This window comes from Streptococcus sp. SN-1, assembly GCF_041154385.1.
Lineage (GTDB): Bacteria > Bacillota > Bacilli > Lactobacillales > Streptococcaceae > Streptococcus > Streptococcus mitis_CT.
The window spans coordinates 1245530-1266902 of record NZ_AP028929.1; the positions used below are offsets into that span (position 1 = coordinate 1245530).

Annotated in this window: 20 protein-coding genes and 1 pseudogene; 6 read left to right on the forward strand and 15 right to left on the reverse strand. The window is 39.6% G+C overall.

Going from position 1 to position 21373, the window contains the following annotated elements:
- Positions 1-756 precede the first annotated feature (756 nt).
- On the forward strand, positions 757-1041 hold the full coding sequence (locus ACAM22_RS05515) for a type II toxin-antitoxin system RelB/DinJ family antitoxin (protein ID WP_218774794.1): 285 nt from the start codon (positions 757-759) through the stop codon (positions 1039-1041).
- A complete protein-coding gene (locus ACAM22_RS05520; RefSeq protein WP_261029296.1) occupies positions 1031-1390 on the forward strand; it encodes a type II toxin-antitoxin system RelE/ParE family toxin in 360 nt (119 codons plus the stop codon). Before ACAM22_RS05515 ends, ACAM22_RS05520 begins: the two co-directional genes overlap by 11 nt.
- 153 nt (positions 1391-1543) lie before the next feature.
- On the opposite strand, the pseudogene ACAM22_RS05525 reads toward ACAM22_RS05520, so the two are convergent.
- Positions 1544-1988 (reverse strand): annotated as a pseudogene (locus ACAM22_RS05525) (imelysin family protein); the annotation flags it as partial.
- Positions 1989-2173: 185 nt separating this feature from the next.
- On the opposite strand from ACAM22_RS05525, the gene ACAM22_RS05530 reads away from it, so the two are divergent.
- Positions 2174-2473 (forward strand): YbaB/EbfC family nucleoid-associated protein, encoded by a 300-nt coding sequence (locus ACAM22_RS05530; protein WP_000981526.1) that lies wholly within the window; start codon positions 2174-2176, stop codon positions 2471-2473.
- A gap of 109 nt (positions 2474-2582) precedes the next feature.
- Here ACAM22_RS05530 and ACAM22_RS05535 read toward each other — a convergent pair whose 3' ends face one another.
- The 5 genes from ACAM22_RS05535 to mutY form a co-directional block, all read right to left on the reverse strand.
- Positions 2583-3356 (reverse strand): ion channel, encoded by a 774-nt coding sequence (locus tag ACAM22_RS05535; protein WP_285300906.1) that lies wholly within the window; start codon positions 3354-3356, stop codon positions 2583-2585.
- A gap of 86 nt (positions 3357-3442) precedes the next feature.
- Positions 3443-4252: an MBL fold metallo-hydrolase gene (locus ACAM22_RS05540; RefSeq protein ID WP_000004961.1), complete on the reverse strand. Its 810-nt coding sequence runs from the start codon at positions 4250-4252 to the stop codon at positions 3443-3445.
- Position 4253: 1 nt separating this feature from the next.
- Positions 4254-5603: a cell wall metabolism sensor histidine kinase VicK gene (gene vicK, locus ACAM22_RS05545; RefSeq protein ID WP_101785034.1), complete on the reverse strand. Its 1350-nt coding sequence runs from the start codon at positions 5601-5603 to the stop codon at positions 4254-4256.
- A complete protein-coding gene (yycF, locus tag ACAM22_RS05550) occupies positions 5596-6303 on the reverse strand; it encodes a response regulator YycF (protein ID WP_101785036.1) in 708 nt (235 codons plus the stop codon). The genes vicK and yycF overlap by 8 nt, the downstream gene beginning before the upstream one ends.
- 55 nt (positions 6304-6358) lie before the next feature.
- The gene (mutY, locus tag ACAM22_RS05555) at positions 6359-7534 is read right to left on the reverse strand and encodes an A/G-specific adenine glycosylase (RefSeq protein WP_101785038.1); all 1176 of its coding nucleotides are present in this window, start codon (positions 7532-7534) and stop codon (positions 6359-6361) included.
- A 620-nt stretch (positions 7535-8154) separates the two neighbouring features.
- On the opposite strand from mutY, the gene ACAM22_RS05560 reads away from it, so the two are divergent.
- On the forward strand, positions 8155-9411 hold the full coding sequence (locus ACAM22_RS05560; protein WP_212574075.1) for an ISL3 family transposase: 1257 nt from the start codon (positions 8155-8157) through the stop codon (positions 9409-9411).
- A gap of 93 nt (positions 9412-9504) precedes the next feature.
- On the opposite strand, the gene ACAM22_RS05565 is transcribed toward ACAM22_RS05560, so the two are convergent.
- Together ACAM22_RS05565 and ACAM22_RS05570 are read right to left on the reverse strand one after the other, a co-directional pair.
- Complete coding sequence (locus ACAM22_RS05565; protein WP_001284642.1) at positions 9505-9780, reverse strand: HU family DNA-binding protein; 276 nt, start codon at positions 9778-9780, stop codon at positions 9505-9507.
- Positions 9781-9887: 107 nt separating this feature from the next.
- A complete protein-coding gene (locus ACAM22_RS05570) occupies positions 9888-10727 on the reverse strand; it encodes a DegV family protein (protein ID WP_369606489.1) in 840 nt (279 codons plus the stop codon).
- Between the two features lie 141 nt (positions 10728-10868).
- On the opposite strand from ACAM22_RS05570, the gene ACAM22_RS05575 reads away from it, so the two are divergent.
- Positions 10869-11717 (forward strand): YitT family protein, encoded by an 849-nt coding sequence (locus tag ACAM22_RS05575; protein WP_101782020.1) that lies wholly within the window; start codon positions 10869-10871, stop codon positions 11715-11717.
- Positions 11718-11803: 86 nt separating this feature from the next.
- Here the strand turns inward: ACAM22_RS05575 and ACAM22_RS05580 are convergent, their stop codons facing one another.
- The 7 genes from ACAM22_RS05580 to ACAM22_RS05610 all read right to left on the reverse strand — a co-directional run bounded on the left by ACAM22_RS05580 (position 11804) and on the right by ACAM22_RS05610 (position 20620).
- Entirely contained in the window at positions 11804-12721 is a 918-nt protein-coding gene (locus ACAM22_RS05580) for a bifunctional riboflavin kinase/FAD synthetase (protein WP_369606490.1), read from the reverse strand.
- A gap of 300 nt (positions 12722-13021) precedes the next feature.
- Entirely contained in the window at positions 13022-16198 is a 3177-nt protein-coding gene (gene carB, locus ACAM22_RS05585) for a carbamoyl-phosphate synthase large subunit (RefSeq protein WP_369606491.1), read from the reverse strand.
- Positions 16199-16645: 447 nt separating this feature from the next.
- Positions 16646-17725: a carbamoyl phosphate synthase small subunit gene (locus ACAM22_RS05590; RefSeq protein ID WP_077805018.1), complete on the reverse strand. Its 1080-nt coding sequence runs from the start codon at positions 17723-17725 to the stop codon at positions 16646-16648.
- A gap of 49 nt (positions 17726-17774) precedes the next feature.
- Complete coding sequence (locus tag ACAM22_RS05595) at positions 17775-18698, reverse strand: aspartate carbamoyltransferase catalytic subunit (protein ID WP_004260121.1); 924 nt, start codon at positions 18696-18698, stop codon at positions 17775-17777.
- Between the two features lie 18 nt (positions 18699-18716).
- Positions 18717-19238: a bifunctional pyr operon transcriptional regulator/uracil phosphoribosyltransferase PyrR gene (pyrR, locus tag ACAM22_RS05600; RefSeq protein ID WP_000644747.1), complete on the reverse strand. Its 522-nt coding sequence runs from the start codon at positions 19236-19238 to the stop codon at positions 18717-18719.
- 210 nt (positions 19239-19448) lie between these two features.
- On the reverse strand, positions 19449-20078 hold the full coding sequence (gene nth / locus ACAM22_RS05605; protein ID WP_060805713.1) for an endonuclease III: 630 nt from the start codon (positions 20076-20078) through the stop codon (positions 19449-19451).
- Entirely contained in the window at positions 20078-20620 is a 543-nt protein-coding gene (locus tag ACAM22_RS05610) for a DUF177 domain-containing protein (protein ID WP_369606492.1), read from the reverse strand. Before ACAM22_RS05610 ends, nth begins: the two co-directional genes overlap by 1 nt.
- Positions 20621-20783: 163 nt before the next feature.
- On the opposite strand from ACAM22_RS05610, the gene ACAM22_RS05615 reads away from it, so the two are divergent.
- Positions 20784-21113, forward strand: coding sequence for a hypothetical protein (locus ACAM22_RS05615; protein ID WP_060805711.1), 330 nt, complete (start codon positions 20784-20786; stop codon positions 21111-21113).
- The last annotated feature ends 260 nt before the right edge of the window (positions 21114-21373 follow it).

The window sequence follows — 21373 nt, forward strand, 5'->3', positions numbered from 1 at the left end:
CTATGACGAATTAGACTAGTTGGGTCGTGTCGGCAGACTGGAAAGTTGCCGACCGATTACAACAGGAATAAGAAGTCATAGGTTACTTGTTGTCAAAAGGAAATTGGAATAAAACAATCAAGTATAAGCCAATTGTTCCAACCACCTAAGGTAATATAAATTATTGTTGACATTCTTTATTATTTATCCTAAACTATAACTAAGGATAGGATAACGTAGGACGACTGGTAACAGATCGTTCAAAGGTGCCATTTTCTGGTACTGGTATGGGACTGCCTTCAGCCTTGTGCTGTAAAGACCCCTGACTACCATCGGTCCTGTTCGTTTCACTCTTGGATTATATTCAAGAGTTTTTTCTTTGCAAAAAAAAATCTCAAATACCTGAGACATCTTTCTTTATTTTATAAGCTCCGAAACCTTAATTTTTGGTACCTTTTTGGTACCGTCTTGGTTTAATAATACGCTATATATATAATATTTTACAGCTACTTTCCCTTTAGAAACGTTGATTTAATAAGGATTTAAATATTACAGAGTATACCTTTGTAAAATACGGTCTCAAATAATGATAAAAAGACAGCTTCGGCTGTTCTTTTTTTGTTTCTTGAAATTAACTGCTGTTTTCATATTCCAGACTCAAAAAAACTTTGCACTCTAGCTAGCCACGCGATACTTTCTAGACTACAAAGTTTTTCCTTGCCTAAAAAATAGAAAAGATATATACTAGCTATATATAGTATAGATTGGAGATATGCCATGACTACATCACTTACTAAGCAGTACAATTTTAAAATCAATGAGTCATCAATGGAACAAGCTAGAGCTATCATCAGGGAAAAAGGAATGACCATGACTGATGCTATTAGTCTTTTTATCGAGCAGATTGTTCTCGAACAGGATTTGCCAATAAAAACTGCAGAAGATTTACATCGTGAGCGATTGATTCAGGAACTACAAGCCCAATCGGAACGCGCCTTAAGAGAATATGAATCCGGACAAGGAACTTCCCTAGACGATATGAGGCTACGATATGGCTTATAAAGTGATTCTATCTACTGAAGTGAGTCAGGCAATTGACAGTATTCATGATTATATCACTACTGTTCTTTTATCACCTCAGTCTGCTAAAAATACTGTGGTTAAAATTTTAGACGGCTTAAAAAGTTTAGAAACCTTTCCTGAAGCTGGCTTTGATGCAGATGAAAAAATCGGACTTAAAATCAATAGTAAGTACCCCACACGAGGAAAAATTATCGGGCAATATATCTTGCTTTACTTTATCGATCAAACTCAAAGAACTGTTTTTCTTTCCCACTTATTCCACACAAAAAGCGACTATGTTACCTTGCTACAAAGCAAAAATAATAAAAACTCAAAATCATCATTTTAATGTCAACTGCTCCCTTAATAGCCTTGTGATTATAAAGAATACAGTCTTCATTTTAACTAGAAAATAAAAAAACTTTGCACTCTAGCTAGCCAAACGATGGTTTCTAGAGAACAAAGTTTTTTTATTAGAGCAGATTTACTCTTCCTTATCTAGATTTTCAGATCCTTTTGTTGTATTGTCTTCCCAAAGGATACGCTCGATACGATGGAAACCTGACCAACCTTTCTCGGTCTTGTTTTCGTCCATATAGTCTGCCAAACGGAAGTCAATCTTGACATCTGACTCACCAAAACTCTCAGCGATTGGTTCTGAACGCTCATAAGACATACGAATCAGTGAATTGACCTTCTTGGCTTCTTCTAACTTACCTTCTTTCAAAAGTTTGACAAAGCCTTCCGTATCTGTCAAAAGTTTATCGATTTGCTCTTGCACAAAAGTCTTATATTCCGCAGTGGCCTTATCAAGCATTTTCTGCTTGTCTTCAAACAAGGCTGTGACCTTAGATGAATCGGTTGTATCTGCTGATTTTTCAAACCTAACAGCACAAGCTTGTCAATAGCAAGGCTGAAGATAAAAGGACAAAACCTAGTTTTTTCATTGTTTACTCCTATCGGTTCAGGAAATCTGAATTAATTTTACGTCTCATTATACCACGTTTCCACTCATTTTTTAATAGATTTTCAGAAAATTTAATGTTGGGGGATTTATACTAACAATAGACTTTTAACCTCAAAATTGATAAAATAAGAAAGAAAATAAGATAAAAGGAAACTGTAAATCAACATGATGAACATGCAAAACATGATGCGCCAAGCACAAAAACTTCAAAAACAGATGGAACAAAGCCAAGCAGAACTTGCTGCTATGCAATTTGTTGGCAAATCTGCTCAAGATCTTGTTCAAGCGACCTTAACTGGAGATAAGAAAGTTGTCAGCATTGACTTCAATCCAGCTGTCGTTGACCCAGAAGACCTCGAAACCCTTTCTGATATGACCGTTCAAGCCATCAACTCTGCTCTTGAACAAATCGATGAAACGACTAAGAAAAAATTAGGTGCTTTCGCCGGGAAATTGCCATTCTAATAAAAATCACAAAAACGCATAATGTAAAGTGCCAGACCTTGATATTATGCGTTTTATTGTGTCAAGACTTACTTGATTTCTCCTCGAATCAAGTTTTGTCTCACTTTTATTATATTTTTTCAACTAAGTCTTTTATCATTCGATGTAGTTCTTCTATCTTTTCAGATTGTTTCTCTATTAATATTCTCTGACTAGATAATTCATCTTGGAGTTTATCAAATTGTATCTGTTCGTCTGGATTCTCCTTTACAAAAAAGTTCGTTAAGGTACTTGTTAACATTCCTATTGTACTAATCCCTACCAACATTAATAAAACAGCTATCCATTTCCCAAAAAGGGAAACTGGAACAATATCACCATAACCAACAGTGGTTACTGTCACAAGAGCCCACCAAAGACTATCTGAGAATGATTTTTCTTCAACTACAGATAAAATTGAACTTCCTACTAGCACGATAAAGATATTAACATACAAGATATAAATCAGGCCATTTGTTCGTAAGAATCTACTAATTTTTCTTTCTAATTTACCTGTAAGTCCAATTATTCTAAGTAAACGAGTCAGTTTCAGTAATTTTGTCATCCTTGCTAAGCGAAAGATACGTCCTAATCGAAACACTATAAAAATAGCATTTAAAGGTAGGATAGCTAGCAGATCAAAGATATTTTCAATTATGAATCGCCATTTCTCTTTACTTAAAAAGAACCGCCAGCCATAATCTACCACAAAAACACCCCAAAGTAGTAAATCAATAATGTTGTACGTAGGATTGTCCAAATCGACCATCTCAGCAAATCCAAGCAATACCAGAATAACAGAGATTAACGCAAGTATGATAATAGTTGTGTCATAGTAATCCTCAAATAACCATTTTCTTTTCACACTACTTCTCCTATATCATTTGTAAACATTATACCACACCAAATCCCTACTAGATATCTAAAAAAGAAGGCACATTCGCCTTCTTTTTATATATCTGTCAATGGTGTTGCGGTATCTGGTGAGGTATCATAAACCTTAAAGTCTACTCCAACTCCCAGATCAGCTTGTGCTAGCTGGTTGACCATGGTCATGTGAGCCAGCTCCTTGATATTGTTTTCCTTAGACAAGTGACCAAGATAGATTTTCTTAGTGCGATTTCCTAGCGTCCGAATCATGGCTTCAGCACCGTCCTCGTTAGAAAGGTGACCGAGATCAGATAGGATTCGTTGTTTGAGTCGCCAAGCATAGGAACCTGCTCGTAAAATCTCTACATCATGGTTGGACTCGATAAGATAGCCATCTGCATTTTCGACAATCCCTGCCATACGGTCACTAACATAACCAGTATCTGTCAAAAGGACAAAACTCTTATCATCCTTCATAAAGCGATAGAACTGCGGTGCGACTGCATCATGACTCACACCAAAACTCTCGATATCGATATCTCCAAAGGTTTTGGTTTTGCCCATTTCAAAGATATGCTTTTGTGAAGAATCTACCTTGCCAAGATACTTGCTATTTTCCATAGCCTGCCAAGTCTTTTCATTGGCATACAAATCCATACCATACTTGCGAGCCAAAACACCCACTCCATGGATATGGTCTGAATGCTCATGCGTAATCAAAATAGCATCCAGATCTTCTGGTTTGCGATTAATTTCAGCAAGGAGACTGGTAATTTTCTTGCCAGACAAGCCTGCATCCACTAAAAGCTTCTTTTTTGGAGTTTCCAGATAAAAGGAATTTCCACTGGAACCCGACGCTAAAATACTGTATTTAAAGCCTGTTTCACTCATTCTAGTCTTCTACTTCATCCTCCCATACTTCTTCTTTCACTGCATCCTTATCATAAGGGAGCACAATGGTAAAGGTTGATCCCTTACCGTATTCACTCTTGGCCCAAATAAAGCCTTTATGTTGTTTGATAATTTCTTTGGCAATAGACAGTCCCAGACCTGTTCCACCCTGGGCACGACTTCTAGCACGATCCACACGATAAAAACGGTCAAAAATACGTGGTAAATCCTGCTTAGGAATACCCAAACCTTGGTCTGAGATGGATAAAATCATCTGATCATCAGTCGTCTTCATGGTCACTGTGATTTTTCCACCATCTGGCGAATACTTGATGGCATTGTTAAGAATATTATCAATCACCTGTGTCATCTTATCTGTATCAATTTCAATCCAGACAGAGGTAATTGGATAATCCCTTACCAAATCATATTTTTTCTCTTCATCCTGCCCTCTTATCTGATCAAAACGGTTGAGGATAAAAGTAATAAAGGCAGTAAAGTTAATCAGTTCCACATCTAGGTGACTGGTCGCATTATCAATCCGTGAGAGATGGAGGAGATCCGTCACCATTCGCATCATACGGTTGGTTTCATCTAGAGATACCTTGATAAAGTCTGGTGCTACAGTTTCACACAAAGCCCCCTCATCCAAGGCTTCAAGATAAGATTTCACACTAGTTAGAGGAGTACGTAGCTCATGACTAACGTTGGAAACAAAGAGCCTCCGTTCGCGTTCTTCCTTCTCCTGCTCCGTCGTATCATGCAAAACAGCAACCAGACCCGAAATAAAGCCAGACTCTCGACGAATCAAGGCAAAGCGAACACGGAGGCTTAGATACTCACCATTAGCATCCTGAGAATCAATGATGAGCTCAGGAATTTGGGTAATCAAATCACGAAGTTCATACTCATCTTCAATCTTAAGTAACTCTAGGATACTCTTGTTAAGAACATCTTCTTTCTGAACACCTAACTGTTTCTTAGCCATGTCATTAATCATAGTAATCTTACCACGACGATTGGTCGCAAGGACTCCGTCGGTCATGTAAGATAGGATACTATGTAATCGTTTACTCTCTTGTTCCAGATTTTCTTGGGTTAAACGAATTACTTCTGATAAATCATTGAGATTATTAGTAATATTGGTGATTTCAGAGCTTCCCTGCATATCCAATACCTGAGAATAATCTCCTGCAATCAGGTCTTTTACCTTTTGATTGATTTGCTTCAACCGAATATTATCCCGACGATTTTCTAGTAAGAGCAAGGTCACCACTAAAATAAAGCCAAGTAGAATGAGGATAAAGATAAAATCACTGGTTAAAACTGTATCTTTAATTAGTTTAATCATTATTTCTCATATAATAACCAACACCGCGACGTGTTAGGATATACTCAGGACGACTTGGTGTGTCTTCAATCTTCTCACGCAAACGTCTGATAGTTACATCAACAGTCCGAACATCTCCGAAATAATCGTAACCCCAGACCGTTTCAAGCAAGTGTTCACGTGTAATCACTTGACCGATATGAGAAGCCAAATGGTACAAGAGTTCAAATTCACGGTGGGTTAAATCTAGTTCTTCACCGTATTTCTTAGCAACATAGGCATCTGGAACAATCTCCAAGTCCCCAATTTGCAAGGGTTGAGTTTTATTTTCATCTGATTCTTGATTATCTACAGAAACCAAGTCCGTGCGACGAAGAAGAGCTTTAACACGCGCCTGCAACTCACGATTTGAGAAGGGTTTTGTCACATAGTCATCCGCTCCAAGCTCCAAACCGATAACCTTATCAAATTCACTGTCTTTAGCTGACAGCATGATAATAGGCACACTACTAGTCTTGCGAATAGTCTTCGCAACTTCTAAACCATCAATTTCTGGAAGCATCAAATCCAAAATAATAATATCTGGCTGCTCTGCTTCAAATTGCTCTAGCGCTTCACGACCGTTAAAAGCAGTTACAACTTCGTAACCTTCCTTGGTCATATTAAACTTGATAATATCTGAGATTGGTTTTTCATCATCTACAATTAATATTTTTTTCATATGTTCACCTTTTTCTCTACTATTATACCAAAAAAATAGCAAGAAGACACAATAGCTAGTCTTTGCTACTGTCTAAGTTGGCTTGTGCATAAGCCTGCCAGATTTTTTGTTGGGGTTTGGCAAGTGGAACATCCTTGAACTCTTCTGGTGAAAGCCAGCGAACTTCCCTATCTGAAAAATCATGAAAGTCACTCACCTGACCTGCTACAATTTGAACATGCCACTTTCGATGGCTAAAGACATGCTTGACAGTCTCAAAACAAACATCAAGCCAATCAACTTCTAGGTCATAGTCCTGCTGGAAACTCTCTTCTGGACTGGGGCCAAAGTTTACACTTTCTTCTGCAACCTGATGAAAGAGGTCAAACTGCTCCTCTTGCAAAAACTCATCTACTTCTATCAAGGGAAAATGCCAAAATCCTGCCAACAACTTTTCACTCTCATTTTTTTCAAGTAAAAATTGTCCTTGAGTATTTTTGACCACCAAGGCTTTAAGATAAATTGGGACAGGCTTTTTCTTGGGAGCCTTAATTGGATAACAGTCCATTGTGCCATTCTGATATGCCGCACTGAAGTCCTTAACTGGGCTTTCTTCTGGTCTTGGATTTACAGGCGCCTCAATATCTGAGCCCAAGTCCATCAAGGCTTGATTAAAGTCACCAGGCCTTTCTGGGTCAATCAGGATTTCCATCATTGCCTGAAAAATTTTGCGATTACTTGGAATCCCAATATCATGGTTGACTTCGAACAGGCGGGCCAAAACACGCATAACATTACCATCTACAGCTGGCTCAGGCAAGTTAAAAGCAATACTGGATATGGCTCCGGCCGTGTAAGGGCCAATTCCTTTCAAACTGGAAATTCCTTCATAGGTGTTTGGAAATTGACCACCAAAGTCAGTCATAATCTGCTGGGCTGCAGCCTGCATATTACGAACTCGAGAATAATATCCCAGTCCCTCCCAAGCCTTTAACAAACGCTCTTCAGACGCATTCGCCAAACTTTCCACTGTTGGAAACCAGTCCAAGAACCGTTCATAGTAAGGAATAACCGTATCCACCCTGGTCTGCTGGAGCATAATTTCAGACACCCAGATATGATAAGGATTTTTACTTCTACGCCACGGTAAATCTCGCTTGTTTCCATCATACCAGTTGAGGAGTTTCTCACGAAAAGAAAGGATCTTCTCCTCCGGCCACATGACGATACCATATTCTTTCAAATCTAACATATCTCTAGTATAACACAGAAGGTTTCACCTGTCTTTGTATCTGATTTATAATATTTTCAATAGACAGTATATGACTTTTCTTTCTACTTAAATATTTTTAATATGACTTCAGCTGAAAATCAATATAATATCATAGAATGCAATTATCCATCTTCATGGTTTGATTTTGAGACAAATAATACTCAATGAAAATCAAAGAGAAAACTAGGAAGCTAGCCACAGGTTGCTCAAAGCACTGCTTTGAGATTGTAGATAAGACTAACGAAGTCAGTCACATATATAATCCAAGGTGAAGCTGACGTGGTTTGAAGAGATTTTAAAAGAGTATAAGCTAGAAATACAGTATTATTTAAAATAGTCGATCATCCTACGGATAAACAATAAAGACTCATCTCTCTTATAAAACAATGAAAACGCAGATTGATATCATCCTAAAACAAGTAACAAAGGGAAAAATAGTGTTTTGCCCCAAAAATGCCCCAAAACAAACAAAAAAGGCTCTATAATATTTGTAGTGGGTAAATCCCCTATAGATATTATGGAGCCTATTTTTGTGTAGAAAAAAAGTCCCATATGACCTATAATGAAAAGCGACGAAACAACTCATTAGAAAGAATCATATGGAACCATTACATTTTATCACAAAACTACTCGATATCAAAGACCCTAATGTCCAAATTATGGATGTTGTTAATAGAGATACCCACAAGGAAATCATCGCTAAACTGGATTATGAGGCCCCATCTTGTCCTGAATGTGGAAGTCAAATGAAGAAATATGACTTCCAAAAACCATCGAAAATTCCTTACCTTGAAACAACTGGTATGCCTACCAGAATCCTCCTTAAAAAGCGTCGTTTCAAGTGCTATCATTGCTCTAAAATGATGGTCTCACAGACCTCTCTCGTCGAGAAAAATCACCAAATTCCTCGTATTATCAACCAAAAAATTGCGCAAAAATTGATTGAAAAAACTTCTATGACCGATATCGCTCATCAACTGGCTATTTCAACTTCAACTGTCATTCGCAAGCTTAATGACTTCCGTTTTAAGCATGATTTTTCTCGTCTTCCAGAGATTATGTCTTGGGACGAGTATGCCTTTACCAAGGGAAAGATGAGTTTCATTGCACAAGATTTTGATAATCTTAACATCATCACTGTTCTTGAAGGCAGAACACAGGCTATCATACGAAATCACTTTCTGCGCTACGAGCGAGCTGTTCGTTGTCAGGTGAAAATCATTACGATGGATATGTTTAGTCCTTATTATGCCTTGGCTAAACAGCTTTTTCCATGTGCTAAAATCGTTCTAGATCGATTTCACATTGTACAACACTTAAGCCGTGCTATGAGTCGTGTTCGTGTCCAAATCATGAATCAATTTGAGCGAAAATCCCATGAATACAAAGCCATCAAGCGCTACTGGAAGCTCATACAGCAGGATAGTCGTAAACTCAGTGATAAACGTTTTTATCGCCCTACTTTTCGCATGCACTTAACAAATAAAGAAATTCTAGACAAGCTTTTGAGCTATTCAGAAGACTTGAGACACCACTACAATCTCTATCAGCTCTTACTTTTTCACTTTCAGAACAAGGAACCTGACAAATTCTTCGGACTTATTGAGGACAATCTAAAGCAGGTTCATCCTCTTTTTCAGACTGTCTTTAAAACCTTCCTCAAGGATAAAGAAAAGATTGTCAACGCCCTTCAACTACCCTATTCCAACGCCAAATTGGAAGCGACCAATAATCTCATCAAACTTATCAAGCGAAATGCCTTTGGTTTTCGGAACTTTGAAAACTTCAAAAAACGGATTTTTATCGCTCTCAATATCAAAAAAGAAAGGACGAAATGTGTCCTTTCTCGATCTTAGCTTTTCTTCAACCCACTACAGTTGACAAAGAGCCACAAAAAAGCCTGTCACACAAGCTCAAATGCTTGATATGACAGGCTTTTTAAAGACTAATTATTTAACAGCGTCTTTAAGAGCTTTACCAGCTTTGAATGCTGGAACTTTAGAAGCTGCAATTGTGATTTCTTTACCAGTTTGTGGGTTGCGACCTTTACGTGCAGCACGCTCACGAACTTCAAAGTTACCAAAACCGATCAATTGAACTTTTTCACCAGCTGCAAGGTAGTCAGCTACTGCTGAAAATACAGCTTCAACTGCTGCTGCTGAGTCTTTCTTAGTCAATTCTGTAGCTTCTGCTACTTTAGCGATCAAATCTTGTTTGTTTGCCATGTTAATGATTCCTCCAAATTAATTTCTAATTAACAAATATAATCATATCCTAAAATCCCTTATAGGTCAAGTTAAAAACGCTGTTTATTCGCATTTTCTTTATTTTTTTAGGAATGGTAACGTACCAAAATAGCCCACGCATTCTCACCTGTATGAGTCTGAATAATAGAACCGGTTTCTAAAACAGAAATTGGTTTTTCAACATAGGCTTGTAAACTTTCTTTCATCTCTTTTGCCCAGTCAGCATTACCAGAATATGAAATTCCAATCTCTGCTACAGAACGTTCAGAGAGAGATGTTGTCAACTCATCTAACCATTTTTTAAAGGTTTTAGCTCCACGACCTTTAACAATTGGCTGCAATTCATGGTCTTTCATTTGCATGACAACACGGATATTGAGAAGTGAGCTCAACAATCCAGTTACACGGCCAATTCGTCCACCTTTTACTAGATTTTCTAGAGTAGAAACACCAATATAGAGCTCCGTATGGTTTTTTACCTCTTCAACGTGAGATAAAATTTCCGCCATATCTTTGCTTTCTTGTGCTAATTTCGCAGCCTCAACAACTTGGAATTTCAAGGCTTGGTCAGTAAAGGAACTATCGATAACTGTCACGTCGGCAGTAGATAGGCTGGCACCTTGGCGTGCTGCTTCTACAGTCCCCGAAAGAGCATGGGACATATGAATAGCAAGAATCTGGCTACCATCTTTGCATAGGTCTTCAAAAACTTCAGCAAAGACACCTACAGGAGGTTGACTTGTCTTAGGAAGATTCTTACTTGCTTGCATCAACTGAAGAAATTTACCTTCCTCTTTCAAATCCGCATCAGAATAAACAACATTATCAATCATTACAGATAATGGAACAATTGTAATATCTAATTGTTTTACTAGTTCTGGTTCAATAGTAACAGATGAATCGGTTACAATCTTAATTTTTGTCATAGTATCAATCTTTCTATTTTAGGATTCAGATTGGTTTTCTTACTTCTAATTATATCAAAAAAAGATTAAAAATCCTAATGGAGTCAATCAAATTTTCCGTAAAAATTTGATATAATCAACTTATAAGAAAAGAGGTGTCCTATGATTAAAAAAATTTACCCCATTTTAACCATTTTACTAGGTGCTGCTATTTATGCTTTTGGACTGACTTATTTTGTAGTTCCCCGTCATCTCTTTGAAGGAGGGGCGACAGGTATTACCCTCATCACCTTTTATCTTTTTAAAATCCCTGTTTCGCTCATGAACTTGCTGATTAACATTCCCCTTTTCATCCTAGCTTGGAAAATATTTGGAGCAAAATCCCTCTATTCTAGTTTGCTCGGAACCTTAGCCTTGTCTGCCTGGTTGGCTTTTTTCGAGCGTATTCCCCTTCATATTGACCTTCAAGGTGATTTACTAATCACAGCTCTTATAGCGGGAATTCTATTGGGAATCGGTCTTGGAATTATATTTAATGCTGGAGGTACAACTGGTGGTACTGATATTCTAGCTCGTATTCTCAATAAATACACTCATATATCAATGGGAAAACTGCTCTTTATCTTAGATTTTTGTATTCTCATGCTCATTCTCCTAATCTTCAAGGACTTGAGATTGGTTTCTTACACGCTCTTATTTGATTTTATCGTTTCTCGTGTCATTGATTTGATTGGAGAAGGTGGCTATGCTGGTAAAGGCTTTATGATTATCACAAAACGTCCTGACCAACTTGCTAAAGCGATTAATGATGATCTAGGAAGAGGCGTTACTTTTATTTCTGGTCAAGGCTACTATAGTCAAAAAGATTTGAAGATTATCTACTGTATTGTCGGTAGAAATGAGATTGTGAAAATGAAGGAAATGATTCATCGAATCGATCCTCAAGCCTTTATAACCATTACAGAAGCCCATGAAATCCTTGGAGAAGGATTCACCTTTGAAAAAGAATAAAAGAGGTAGTGTAGTGACCTCAAAAGTTAGACTTATTCATCTATCTTTTGGGTTACAAACAGCCTCTTTTTTAATTACCCAAACTCTTAAGACCAATTCCGAGCTACTTCTTCATCAGCCCTTAACTGATCCACTAATTGGTCAACTGAGTCAAATTTGCTCATATCTCGAATGCGATCAAGCCAATAAACCATGACGGTTTCCCCATAAATATCTTGATTAAAATCAAAAATATTGACTTCAAAACGTGCTTCTTCTCCATCAAAGGTCACATTTTTCCCGACACTAGCCATAGCACGATACTTCTGTCTTTGAATCTCAACATCAACGACATAAACGCCATCTGCTGGCATATAAGTACGATCTAAAAGCACCAAATTAGCTGTTGGATAACCAATCGTACGACCACGAGCATTGCCATGAACCACCATACCTCTTGATGGAAGCGGTGCCCCCAAAAGTTCTCCTGCTTCTTTTACATTTCCATCTAAAATAGCTTGACGGATACGAGTTGAACTAATCTTTCCTTTCTCATCTTCTACAGGTGGAACGATAATGACTTCTCCATCAAAGTAATCCTTTAAGTCTTCTGCCGTCTTTTTGTCAGAACCAAATGTATAATCAAAACCTGCAACAATAATTTTGGCGTTCATAGCCTTGATATAGGTTGCAAAAAATTCTTCTGCCGTGAGACTAGCGAATTGACTACTAAAATCAAGGAGATATAATTCTTCTACGCCTTCACGCTTTAATTTCCTCTCACGTTCAGCAGGGTTCAAAATATGTAAAAACAGATCAGGATGATAAGGCTCTAAAGCAATCTTTGGAGATTCATTAAAGGTCATAACGACGATAGGTAATAAATCTTTTCTCGCAGCCTTATTGGCAATGCGAAATAATTCTTGATGCCCCTTGTGTATACCATCAAAATAGCCGAGAACAACGACTGAATCAGATGGTGTACCAATATCTTTTTGGTTTTTTATAGGAATGGTAATAATCATAAAATAATTATATCATAGCGATAGCTTTTTCTGGAACAGAAAATCTAAAATGTCGTTTTTTTAACCTGAAATAGCCATTTTTCAAAAGGGAGTAGCATGCAAATTTATATTGATCTGATATACTAGAATTACAAAAAAGGGGAACGATTAACATCATAAGCCATTCTCAATTTATTCTTATCGTATCACAATTCATAATCATCCTTGAGTGAAGAACTGATAGTTGAATAGCCTGCACTAATATCGCAAAAGCCAGCGTCAGAAAACGCTGGCTTTAAAAATGTGAAAAATTTTTCTCAACTAGATCGCTTCTGTGACAAAACTACGGCTTTCCAACACTTTGAGCATGGCGTTAGCTGTATCTAGGGCTGTGAAGAGGGGCACACCGTGTTCAATGGCTGAACGGCGAATCTGCTCACCATCTTCGTCAGCAGTACGTTTGGTTCCCACTGTGTTAATAATAGCTTGGATTCTTCCTTTACGAACAAAGTTTGGAATATCCTTATCGTCATCACCAATCTTACCAACAGGCTGAGCATGTAATCCATGACTGGCAAAGAAGGCTGCTGTCCCTTCTGTCGCGAGGATTCCATAGCCAATATTTTGGAAACGACGAGCCAAGTCCAAGGCTTCTTCTTTTGCATCATCAGCGATAGTGAATACAACGTTACCAAAGGTTGGCAAGTGTAAGTAAGAAGCTTCAAAGGCTTTATAGAGAGCTTTTTCCAAAGTCGTATCAGAACCCATAACTTCACCTGTTGACTTCATTTCAGGACCGAGCAAGCTGTCTACCTTAGCTAGTTTCGTGAAGGAGAAGACTGGTGCTTTAATATGAACGCGAGTGCTTTCAGGGTAAAGTCCATCTTGGTAGCCAAGTTCTTCAAGGTTTTGACCAAGAATGAGCTTAGTAGCTACCTGAGCCATTGGAATATTAGTTACTTTTGAAAGGAAAGGTACCGTACGGCTGGCACGTGGATTGACCTCAATAACGTAGACTTTTTCATCCTTGATAACAAACTGGATGTTCATCATTCCAAGGCAGTTAAGACCGATTGCTAGACGTTTAGTATAGTCTGCGATTGTTTCTTGCACCTTTTGCGACAAGGTTTGTGGTGGGTAAACGGCCATTGAGTCACCTGAGTGGACACCGGCACGTTCGATGTGCTCCATGATACCAGGGATGAGAACATCTTCTCCGTCTGAAATAGCATCAACTTCACACTCTTGTCCAACGATATAAGAGTCAACAAGGACTGGATGGTCAGGACTAGCCTTAACCGCTGTACGCATGTAAGAACGAAGATCTTCTTCATTTTCTACGATTTCCATAGCACGTCCACCTAAAACATAAGATGGGCGAACTAAGACTGGGAAGCCAATCTTGCGAGCTGCAAGCACTGCTTCTTCTTCATTTGTAGCCGTTTGTCCTGGTGGCTGTGGAATATCCAAATCTTTAAGAGCTTGCTCGAAGAGGTCACGGTCTTCCGCACGGTCTAGGTCAGCGACCTGTGTACCAAGGATGGTCACACCTGCTTTTGCCAATGGCTCCGCAAGGTTGATGGCTGTTTGACCACCGAACTGAACGATAACGCCCTTTGGTTGCTCCAAGTCGATGACATTCATAACATCTTCGAATGTCAATGGTTCAAAGTAAAGCTTGTCTGATACAGAGAAGTCTGTAGAGACGGTCTCTGGGTTTGAGTTCATGATGATGGCCTCATAGCCAGCCGCCTGAATAGCCTTAACTGAATGAACAGTTGCGTAGTCAAACTCGACCCCTTGACCGATACGGATTGGACCTGAACCTAGAACTAGTACAGATTCCTTATCAGATCTGATAGATTCATTTTCCCAACCATAGGTTGAATAGAAATATGGTGTTTCAGAGTCAAATTCTGCCGCACAAGTATCGACCATCTTGTAGACTGGGACAATCTTGTTTTCCAAACGAAGTTGGCGAACTTGGTCAGCTGTCGTTTTCCATAGTTCAGCAATCTTACGGTCTGAAAATCCATTCAATTTTGCAGTTTTCAACACTTCAAGATCTTGTGGATGGGCACCCAACTCCTGCTCAATCTCAAAGATATGTAGAAGTTTATCGAGATAAAAGATATCGATTTTTGTAAGTTCTGCAATTTCTTCTGGTGTGTAACCACGGCGAATAGCTTCTGACACATAGAAGAGACGGTCATCTTGGGCCTTAACAACCTTTTCAATCAAGGCATCATCAGAAACTGCTGCAAGCTCAGGCATTTCATTGTGGTGCACACCAATTTCAAGGGAACGACAAGCTTTAAGGAGAGATTCTTCGATGTTTCGACCGATTGCCATGACTTCTCCAGTGGCCTTCATCTGTGTCCCAAGACGGCGCTCACCCTTTTCAAACTTGTCAAATGGGAAACGTGGAATCTTGGCAACGACGTAGTCAAGGGCTGGCTCAAACATGGCATAGGTTGAACCCGTGACTGGGTTAATAACCTCATCCAAGGTCAAACCGACGGCAATCTTAGCAGCCAATTTGGCAATTGGGTAACCTGTCGCCTTAGAAGCAAGGGCTGACGAACGCGATACACGAGGGTTTACTTCGATGACATAGTACTTGAAGCTGTGGGGATCAAGGGCCAACTGAACGTTACATCCCCCTTCAATCTTAAGGGCACGAATGATGCTCAAGCTCGCGTCACGTAGCATTTGGTTTTCATAATCTGACATGGTTTGCGCAGGGGCAAATACGATAGAGTCCCCTGTGTGAATTCCAACAGGGTCAAAGTTTTCCATGTTACAAACAACCAAGGCATTGTCAGCTGAGTCACGCATCACTTCGTATTCGATTTCCTTGAAACCTGCGATTGAACGCTCAATCAAACATTGGGTAACAGGTGACAATTTCAAACCATTTTCAGCGATTTCACGCAATTCTTCCTCGTTGGCACACATACCACCACCAGTACCACCAAGTGTAAAGGCTGGACGGACGATGACTGGGTAGCCAATTGTTGCTGCAAAGGCAACTGCTTCTTCTACTGTGTTAACAATTTCAGATTCTGGAATTGGTTGGTTGAGCTCTTCCATCAATTGTTTAAAGAGGTCACGGTCCTCCGCTTGGTCAATGGCAGATAATTTAGTTCCCAGAAGCTCAACACCAAGTTCATCTAGGATACCATTTTTAGACAATTCCATGGCCATGTTGAGCCCTGTCTGACCACCAAGGGTTGGTAGCAAGGCATCTGGACGTTCCTTACGAAGAATACGCGTTACAAACTCAAGTGTAATCGGTTCAATATAAACCTTGTCCGCAATCTCCTTGTCCGTCATGATGGTGGCAGGGTTTGAGTTAACCAAGACAACCTCATAACCTTCCTCTTTCAACGACAAGCAAGCCTGGGTCCCAGCGTAGTCAAACTCAGCAGCCTGACCAATAATAATCGGACCAGAACCAATCACCATAATTTTTTGAATATCAGTACGTTTAGGCATAGTTTATGATACAAAGCCCGTAAAGAACACAGTGAAAATAGGAAACTCGGTGCAGACGCCTTCAGCGTCAAGACAATGTTTATCTTTTTCACACAGTTCTTAGGGCGTGTTCACTTCCGCGAACAATGTATCTTCTCCTTTCTATTCGGCAACTCTCAGGTTGCCATTAAATAAATTCTCCGACGATTTTTTAGCGAAACGATACTTTTCGGTAAAAAATCTAGTGCAGGGAGTTTTTAGTTCGCCTGATAGCGACTAAAAGAAACGACCTGCCTTTCTATTCGTCGCCTCACAGAGCGACATTAAATAAGATACAAAGGACGAATAGAAAGCGATTGAATTTTAGGAAACTAAGGAAGGATTGACAATCCAAGTTGGTTTCTCTAAATTCCGAGCTTTCCGTCCGTGTTCAGTTACATAAATTCTCCGACGAGCTTTTACTCGTTCTTAGTTTGATTGTTTAAAAGCTTCCATCATCTCGATAAACTCGTCAAATAGGTAGCTTGCATCATGAGGACCAGGAGCTGCATCTGGATGGTATTGAACAGAGAAAGCAGGTTGGTATCTGTGACGCACACCTTCAACTGACTTGTCATTGATTTCTTCGTGGGTGATAATCAAGTGTTCTGGCAAATCCTCACGGCTAACTGCATAACCATGGTTCTGGCTGGTAAAGTCTACACGGCCTGTAGCAATTTCGCGTACCGCATGGTTGAATCCACGGTGACCAAACTTCATCTTGTAAGTCTTAGCCCCGTTTGCCATTGCAAAAAGTTGATGCCCCATACAGATACCAAAGATTGGAATTTTTCCTTGCACACCGCGAATCATATCCAGTGCCTGTGGAACATCTTCTGGGTTACCTGGACCGTTTGACAACATAACTCCGTCAGGATTGAGATGGAGAATTTCTTCAGCCGTTGTCGAATACGGAACAACCGTCACGTTACAGTTGCGCTTAGAAAGTTCACGTAAGATTGAGTGCTTGAGACCAAAGTCCACTAGCACCACGCTCAAACCAACTCCTGGAGCTGGATAGGAAGTTTTAGTAGAAACCTGCTTGATATTGTCTGTCGGCAAGACTGTCGCTTGGAGCTGGTCCGTCACATGGTCCATACTATCTCCAACATGAGTCAAGGTTGCTCGCATGGTACCATGCTTACGGATAATCTTGGTAAGTGCACGCGTATCAATCCCTGAAATACCAGGAATTTTCTTGGCTTTCAAAAATTCATCCAAGGTCATTTGGTTGCGCCAGTTGCTTGCTCTACGTGCTTCTTCGAAAACAACAACTCCCTTACAAGTTGGAATAATGGATTCGTAATCATCACGGTTAATTCCATAATTTCCTACCAAAGGATAGGTAAAGGTCAAGATTTGTCCATTATAAGACTGGTCTGTAATGGATTCTTGGTAGCCGGTCATACCTGTATTAAAGACAATTTCACCTGTTACATCGATATCTGCTCCGAAGGCCTTGCCTTCAAAAATTGTTCCATCTTCTAATACTAGAAGTCTTTTTGTCATATTTTCACCTCTCGTGGACGCTCACTGGCGTCTTTTAACGTCTTGTGTTTTAGTTGGCGTTTCTACTCGCCAGTACGGATTCTAAGATTGCCATTCGAACAAAGACACCATTGGTCATTTGTTGGACAATCCGTGATTTTGGTGCTTCAACCAAGTGATCTGCAATTTCTACATCACGATTGACTGGAGCTGGGTGCATGAGGATTGCTGTTTCTTTCAAGCGATCATAACGTTCTTGAGTCAAGCCATGTTGAGCATGGTAGTCTTCTTTCGAAAAGACAGCTCCACTATCATGACGTTCATGTTGCACACGAAGAAACATCATGACATCCACCTGATCAATGATTTCATCAATAGTTACAAACTGTCCATAGTCTGCAAACTCTTGACTTCTCCATTCCTCAGGTCCAGCAAAATAAAGTTCAGCTCCCAAGCGTTTCAAAATCTGCATATTGGATTTAGCAACACGTGAGTGGTCCAAGTCACCTGCAATCGCAACCTTGAGCCCCTCAAAGTGGCCAAATTCCTCATAAATGGTCATCAAATCAAGCAAGCTCTGGCTAGGGTGTTGGCCCGAACCATCTCCACCATTGATAATGGAAGTCGTAATCGTTGGACTTGCAATTAACTCTCTGTAGTAGTCAACCTCTGGGTGACGAATCACACAAACATCCACTCCTAAAGCAGACAGAGTCAGGATGGTATCATAAAGTGTCTCACCCTTATTAACCGAACTAGTTTTCACATCAAAGTCAAGTCGTTCCAATCCCAGTTTAATCTCTGCCACTTCAAAGGACTTATGCGTCCGTGTAGAATCCTCAAAGAAAAGATTGGAGACAATCGGATGGTCCTCATAGGGAAGCTGAGCTCCGTTTTTAAACTCAATTCCTCGCTTGATCAATTTCATCACTTGATCGACAGTGAGGTCTTCCATGGATACCACATGGTTCAATGCTTGTTGATTTTCTGACATGGCTACTCCTTTAGCTTTCTAAGCTTCTTCAGTAATCAGAACTCTGTCTTGGCCATCAAGTTCTGCCATCTCTACGATGATTTCTTCAGAACGACTGGTTGGGATATTTTTTCCAACGTAATCTGGACGGATTGGCAATTCTCTATGTCCACGATCGACTAGAACTGCTAAACTCACGCGCGCAGGACGACCATGACCTACAATATTATCAATAGCAGCACGGATAGTGCGGCCTGTATAAAGCACATCGTCCACCAAGATAACTTCACGGTCTGTCACATCAACAGAAACTAAAGAAGTATCTTCTCCACTTTTAACATCGTCACGGAAGGGTTTAGTATCCAATTCTACAACCGGAACTGAAAGGTTTTCTAGCTGCTCTAAACGTTCCTGGATACGGTGGGCGATAAAGACACCGCGAGTTTTAATACCAGCCAAGACGATTTTATTCAAATCTTTGTTGCGTTCGATAATCTCATAAGTAATACGCGTAATCGCTCGTTTGACGGTCAATTCGTCTACAACTTCTTTTGCCTTCATGACAAACCTCCAAAAAGAAAAGTCCCCTTAAACAAGGAGACTTGAAATGTATAGCTAAGTAAGCCCTACTACAAACAGTATAGACTTCACCCTTCTACTTTATCACGCTCCTTGCCTGCCTCACGGGACAGGTTTAAAGGAATATTTAATTATCAATTACTATAGCACAAAGCATGCTTAAAATCAAGCAAAAACTTTTGAAACCCCATCTTATAACTTGCTAAAATCATATAACTGTGGGTACTGGTCACACTCTGGATTTTTAGGATGGCAGATAGCCCGTCCGAAATAAATCATGGCCTGATGGGCTGCTAACCATTTTTCAGGTGGCAAAATATCCATAACCCGCTTTTCCACCTCAAGCGGTGTCGCTGATTTTTTGACAATATCATGGTGTTTACAAATACGCTCCACATGAGTATCCACTGCAAAAGCTGGAATCCCAAATCCTACACTCATGACAACATTGGCTGTCTTGCGACCAACACCTGCCAAACTCTCCAATCCCTCACGTGTTTGAGGAACTTGACCATCAAAATCATCTAGTAACTGTTGGGCACATTTCTTAAGGAATTTAGCCTTATTTCGATACAGTCCCAGGCGAGAAATGTGTGAGGCAATTTCACTTTCTGTTGCAACAGACATGGCTTGTGGCGTTGGAAAGGCAGCAAAGAGACCTGGTGTGGCCTTATTTACCGCTGCATCTGTCGTCTGGGCTGACAACATGACCGCAACCAAGAGTTCAAAATGATTGGTAAAATCAAGACTTGGCTTGGCATCTGGAAACAGAGCAATGATTTCTTCCAGCACCTTTCGTGCACGTTTTTTTGACAAGACCATTATTCGTCTCCATCAAATAGTCCTTGTAAGCCAGCAAAAGGACTGTTTTCTTCTTTCTTAACTGCTTGTTGAGCTTGGTATTCTTCCTCAGTCATGATTTGCCAGTCATTTCCTGACACAAATCCTTGACCAGCTTCTTCTTCAGCCGTCAAGACCTTGATAGGAATGTTTAGTAGGATATTGTCTGACACGCTCTCAGCAAGGTCAAGTTCTCCATTTTCGATAGGCAAGACCAAATCATCATCTAAAACTTCCTGATCTAGCTGGTTGGTTGCGCCTTCCATGAAAACTTCCGTTACTGGATAAGATTCAACTAACTCAACTGGCTCCATACTGCGACTTGAAGCAAGAACAATGGTATAAGATAGTTGATAATCTAAGAAATACATACGGTCTTCGTACTGTACTTTCCCAACTGCAAGGATATATTTTACATCTAAAATTTCTTGATTACGTGCATGCAGGTCTGCGGCTAGGTCTAAGGTTTGTTCAAAATGCAAGCCTTCAGACTGCTTACGAATTTCTTGAATATTTAATTTCATACTTCCTCCATAAAGATTTACTCTCTTGATTATACCATGAAAAGGCTACAAATCAGCCCACCAAACTTTGTAATTAAAATTCGATTTTTTTAATATATTTATCACTATATTTTTTGGTGCTATACTATAGGCAAGAATACATGATAGCAAGGATGATGCCCCTATGGAAGACAAAGAACTCATTACAAATGCAACCCAACTCCTATCCGAGTTAAATAAAAGCTACCAAAACTGTAAACAAGGTACGGCAGATGATATTCGACTGCAAGAGCTGCTAAATACTACTCTGCAAGAGCTCAAAAAAGCGGAAAAGTTGAACAACAGTATCTTAATCGACCTTGAGAAATTTTACCAACGTACCAGTCTTCTGATAGGCCTCGGTAGCCTAAAACTGAACGACCAAGCACGCATTGCTTGGCGAAACTACGACAAATTCCATTACGAGCATGTCAAACACGTACTGACTCTTTATGGACCTGTTTTTGGATTTTAGAACTTGGAATTTCCAGTTTTCTGTTGACAAAATTTCCTTAAAGGTATAGTATAAAGATACTAATACTCGGAGGTAAGGGAGACATGAACAACTAAGTCTATCAAATAAAGAACCTTTATTTAGTAGATTTTGTTTTTGTCTCTTTTTGTGTGCTCTTTTATGCTCTTTTTCTGGCATTTTATACTCAATGAAAATCAAAAAGCAAACTAGGAAGCTAGCCGCAGGTTGCTCAAAGCACTGCTTTGAGGTTGTAGATAAGA

Bases quoted from the DNA above. Each gene is read 5' to 3' on its own strand.
- ACAM22_RS05515 (WP_218774794.1), top strand. From the start codon at position 757: ATGACTACATCACTTACTAAGCAGTACAATTTTAAAATCAATGAGTCA.
- ACAM22_RS05520 (WP_261029296.1), top strand. From the start codon at position 1,031: ATGGCTTATAAAGTGATTCTATCTACTGAAGTGAGTCAGGCAATTGAC.
- ACAM22_RS05530 (WP_000981526.1), top strand. From the start codon at position 2,174: ATGATGAACATGCAAAACATGATGCGCCAAGCACAAAAACTTCAAAAA.
- ACAM22_RS05540 (WP_000004961.1), bottom strand. From the start codon at position 4,252: ATGAGTGAAACAGGCTTTAAATACAGTATTTTAGCGTCGGGTTCCAGT.
- vicK (WP_101785034.1), bottom strand. From the start codon at position 5,603: ATGATTAAACTAATTAAAGATACAGTTTTAACCAGTGATTTTATCTTT.
- yycF (WP_101785036.1), bottom strand. From the start codon at position 6,303: ATGAAAAAAATATTAATTGTAGATGATGAAAAACCAATCTCAGATATT.
- mutY (WP_101785038.1), bottom strand. From the start codon at position 7,534: ATGTTAGATTTGAAAGAATATGGTATCGTCATGTGGCCGGAGGAGAAG.
- ACAM22_RS05560 (WP_212574075.1), top strand. From the start codon at position 8,155: ATGGAACCATTACATTTTATCACAAAACTACTCGATATCAAAGACCCT.
- ACAM22_RS05565 (WP_001284642.1), bottom strand. From the start codon at position 9,780: ATGGCAAACAAACAAGATTTGATCGCTAAAGTAGCAGAAGCTACAGAA.
- ACAM22_RS05570 (WP_369606489.1), bottom strand. From the start codon at position 10,727: ATGACAAAAATTAAGATTGTAACCGATTCATCTGTTACTATTGAACCA.
- ACAM22_RS05575 (WP_101782020.1), top strand. From the start codon at position 10,869: ATGATTAAAAAAATTTACCCCATTTTAACCATTTTACTAGGTGCTGCT.
- ACAM22_RS05580 (WP_369606490.1), bottom strand. From the start codon at position 12,721: ATGATTATTACCATTCCTATAAAAAACCAAAAAGATATTGGTACACCA.
- carB (WP_369606491.1), bottom strand. From the start codon at position 16,198: ATGCCTAAACGTACTGATATTCAAAAAATTATGGTGATTGGTTCTGGT.
- ACAM22_RS05590 (WP_077805018.1), bottom strand. From the start codon at position 17,725: ATGACAAAAAGACTTCTAGTATTAGAAGATGGAACAATTTTTGAAGGC.
- ACAM22_RS05595 (WP_004260121.1), bottom strand. From the start codon at position 18,698: ATGTCAGAAAATCAACAAGCATTGAACCATGTGGTATCCATGGAAGAC.
- pyrR (WP_000644747.1), bottom strand. From the start codon at position 19,238: ATGAAGGCAAAAGAAGTTGTAGACGAATTGACCGTCAAACGAGCGATT.
- nth (WP_060805713.1), bottom strand. From the start codon at position 20,078: ATGGTCTTGTCAAAAAAACGTGCACGAAAGGTGCTGGAAGAAATCATT.
- ACAM22_RS05610 (WP_369606492.1), bottom strand. From the start codon at position 20,620: ATGAAATTAAATATTCAAGAAATTCGTAAGCAGTCTGAAGGCTTGCAT.
- ACAM22_RS05615 (WP_060805711.1), top strand. From the start codon at position 20,784: ATGGAAGACAAAGAACTCATTACAAATGCAACCCAACTCCTATCCGAG.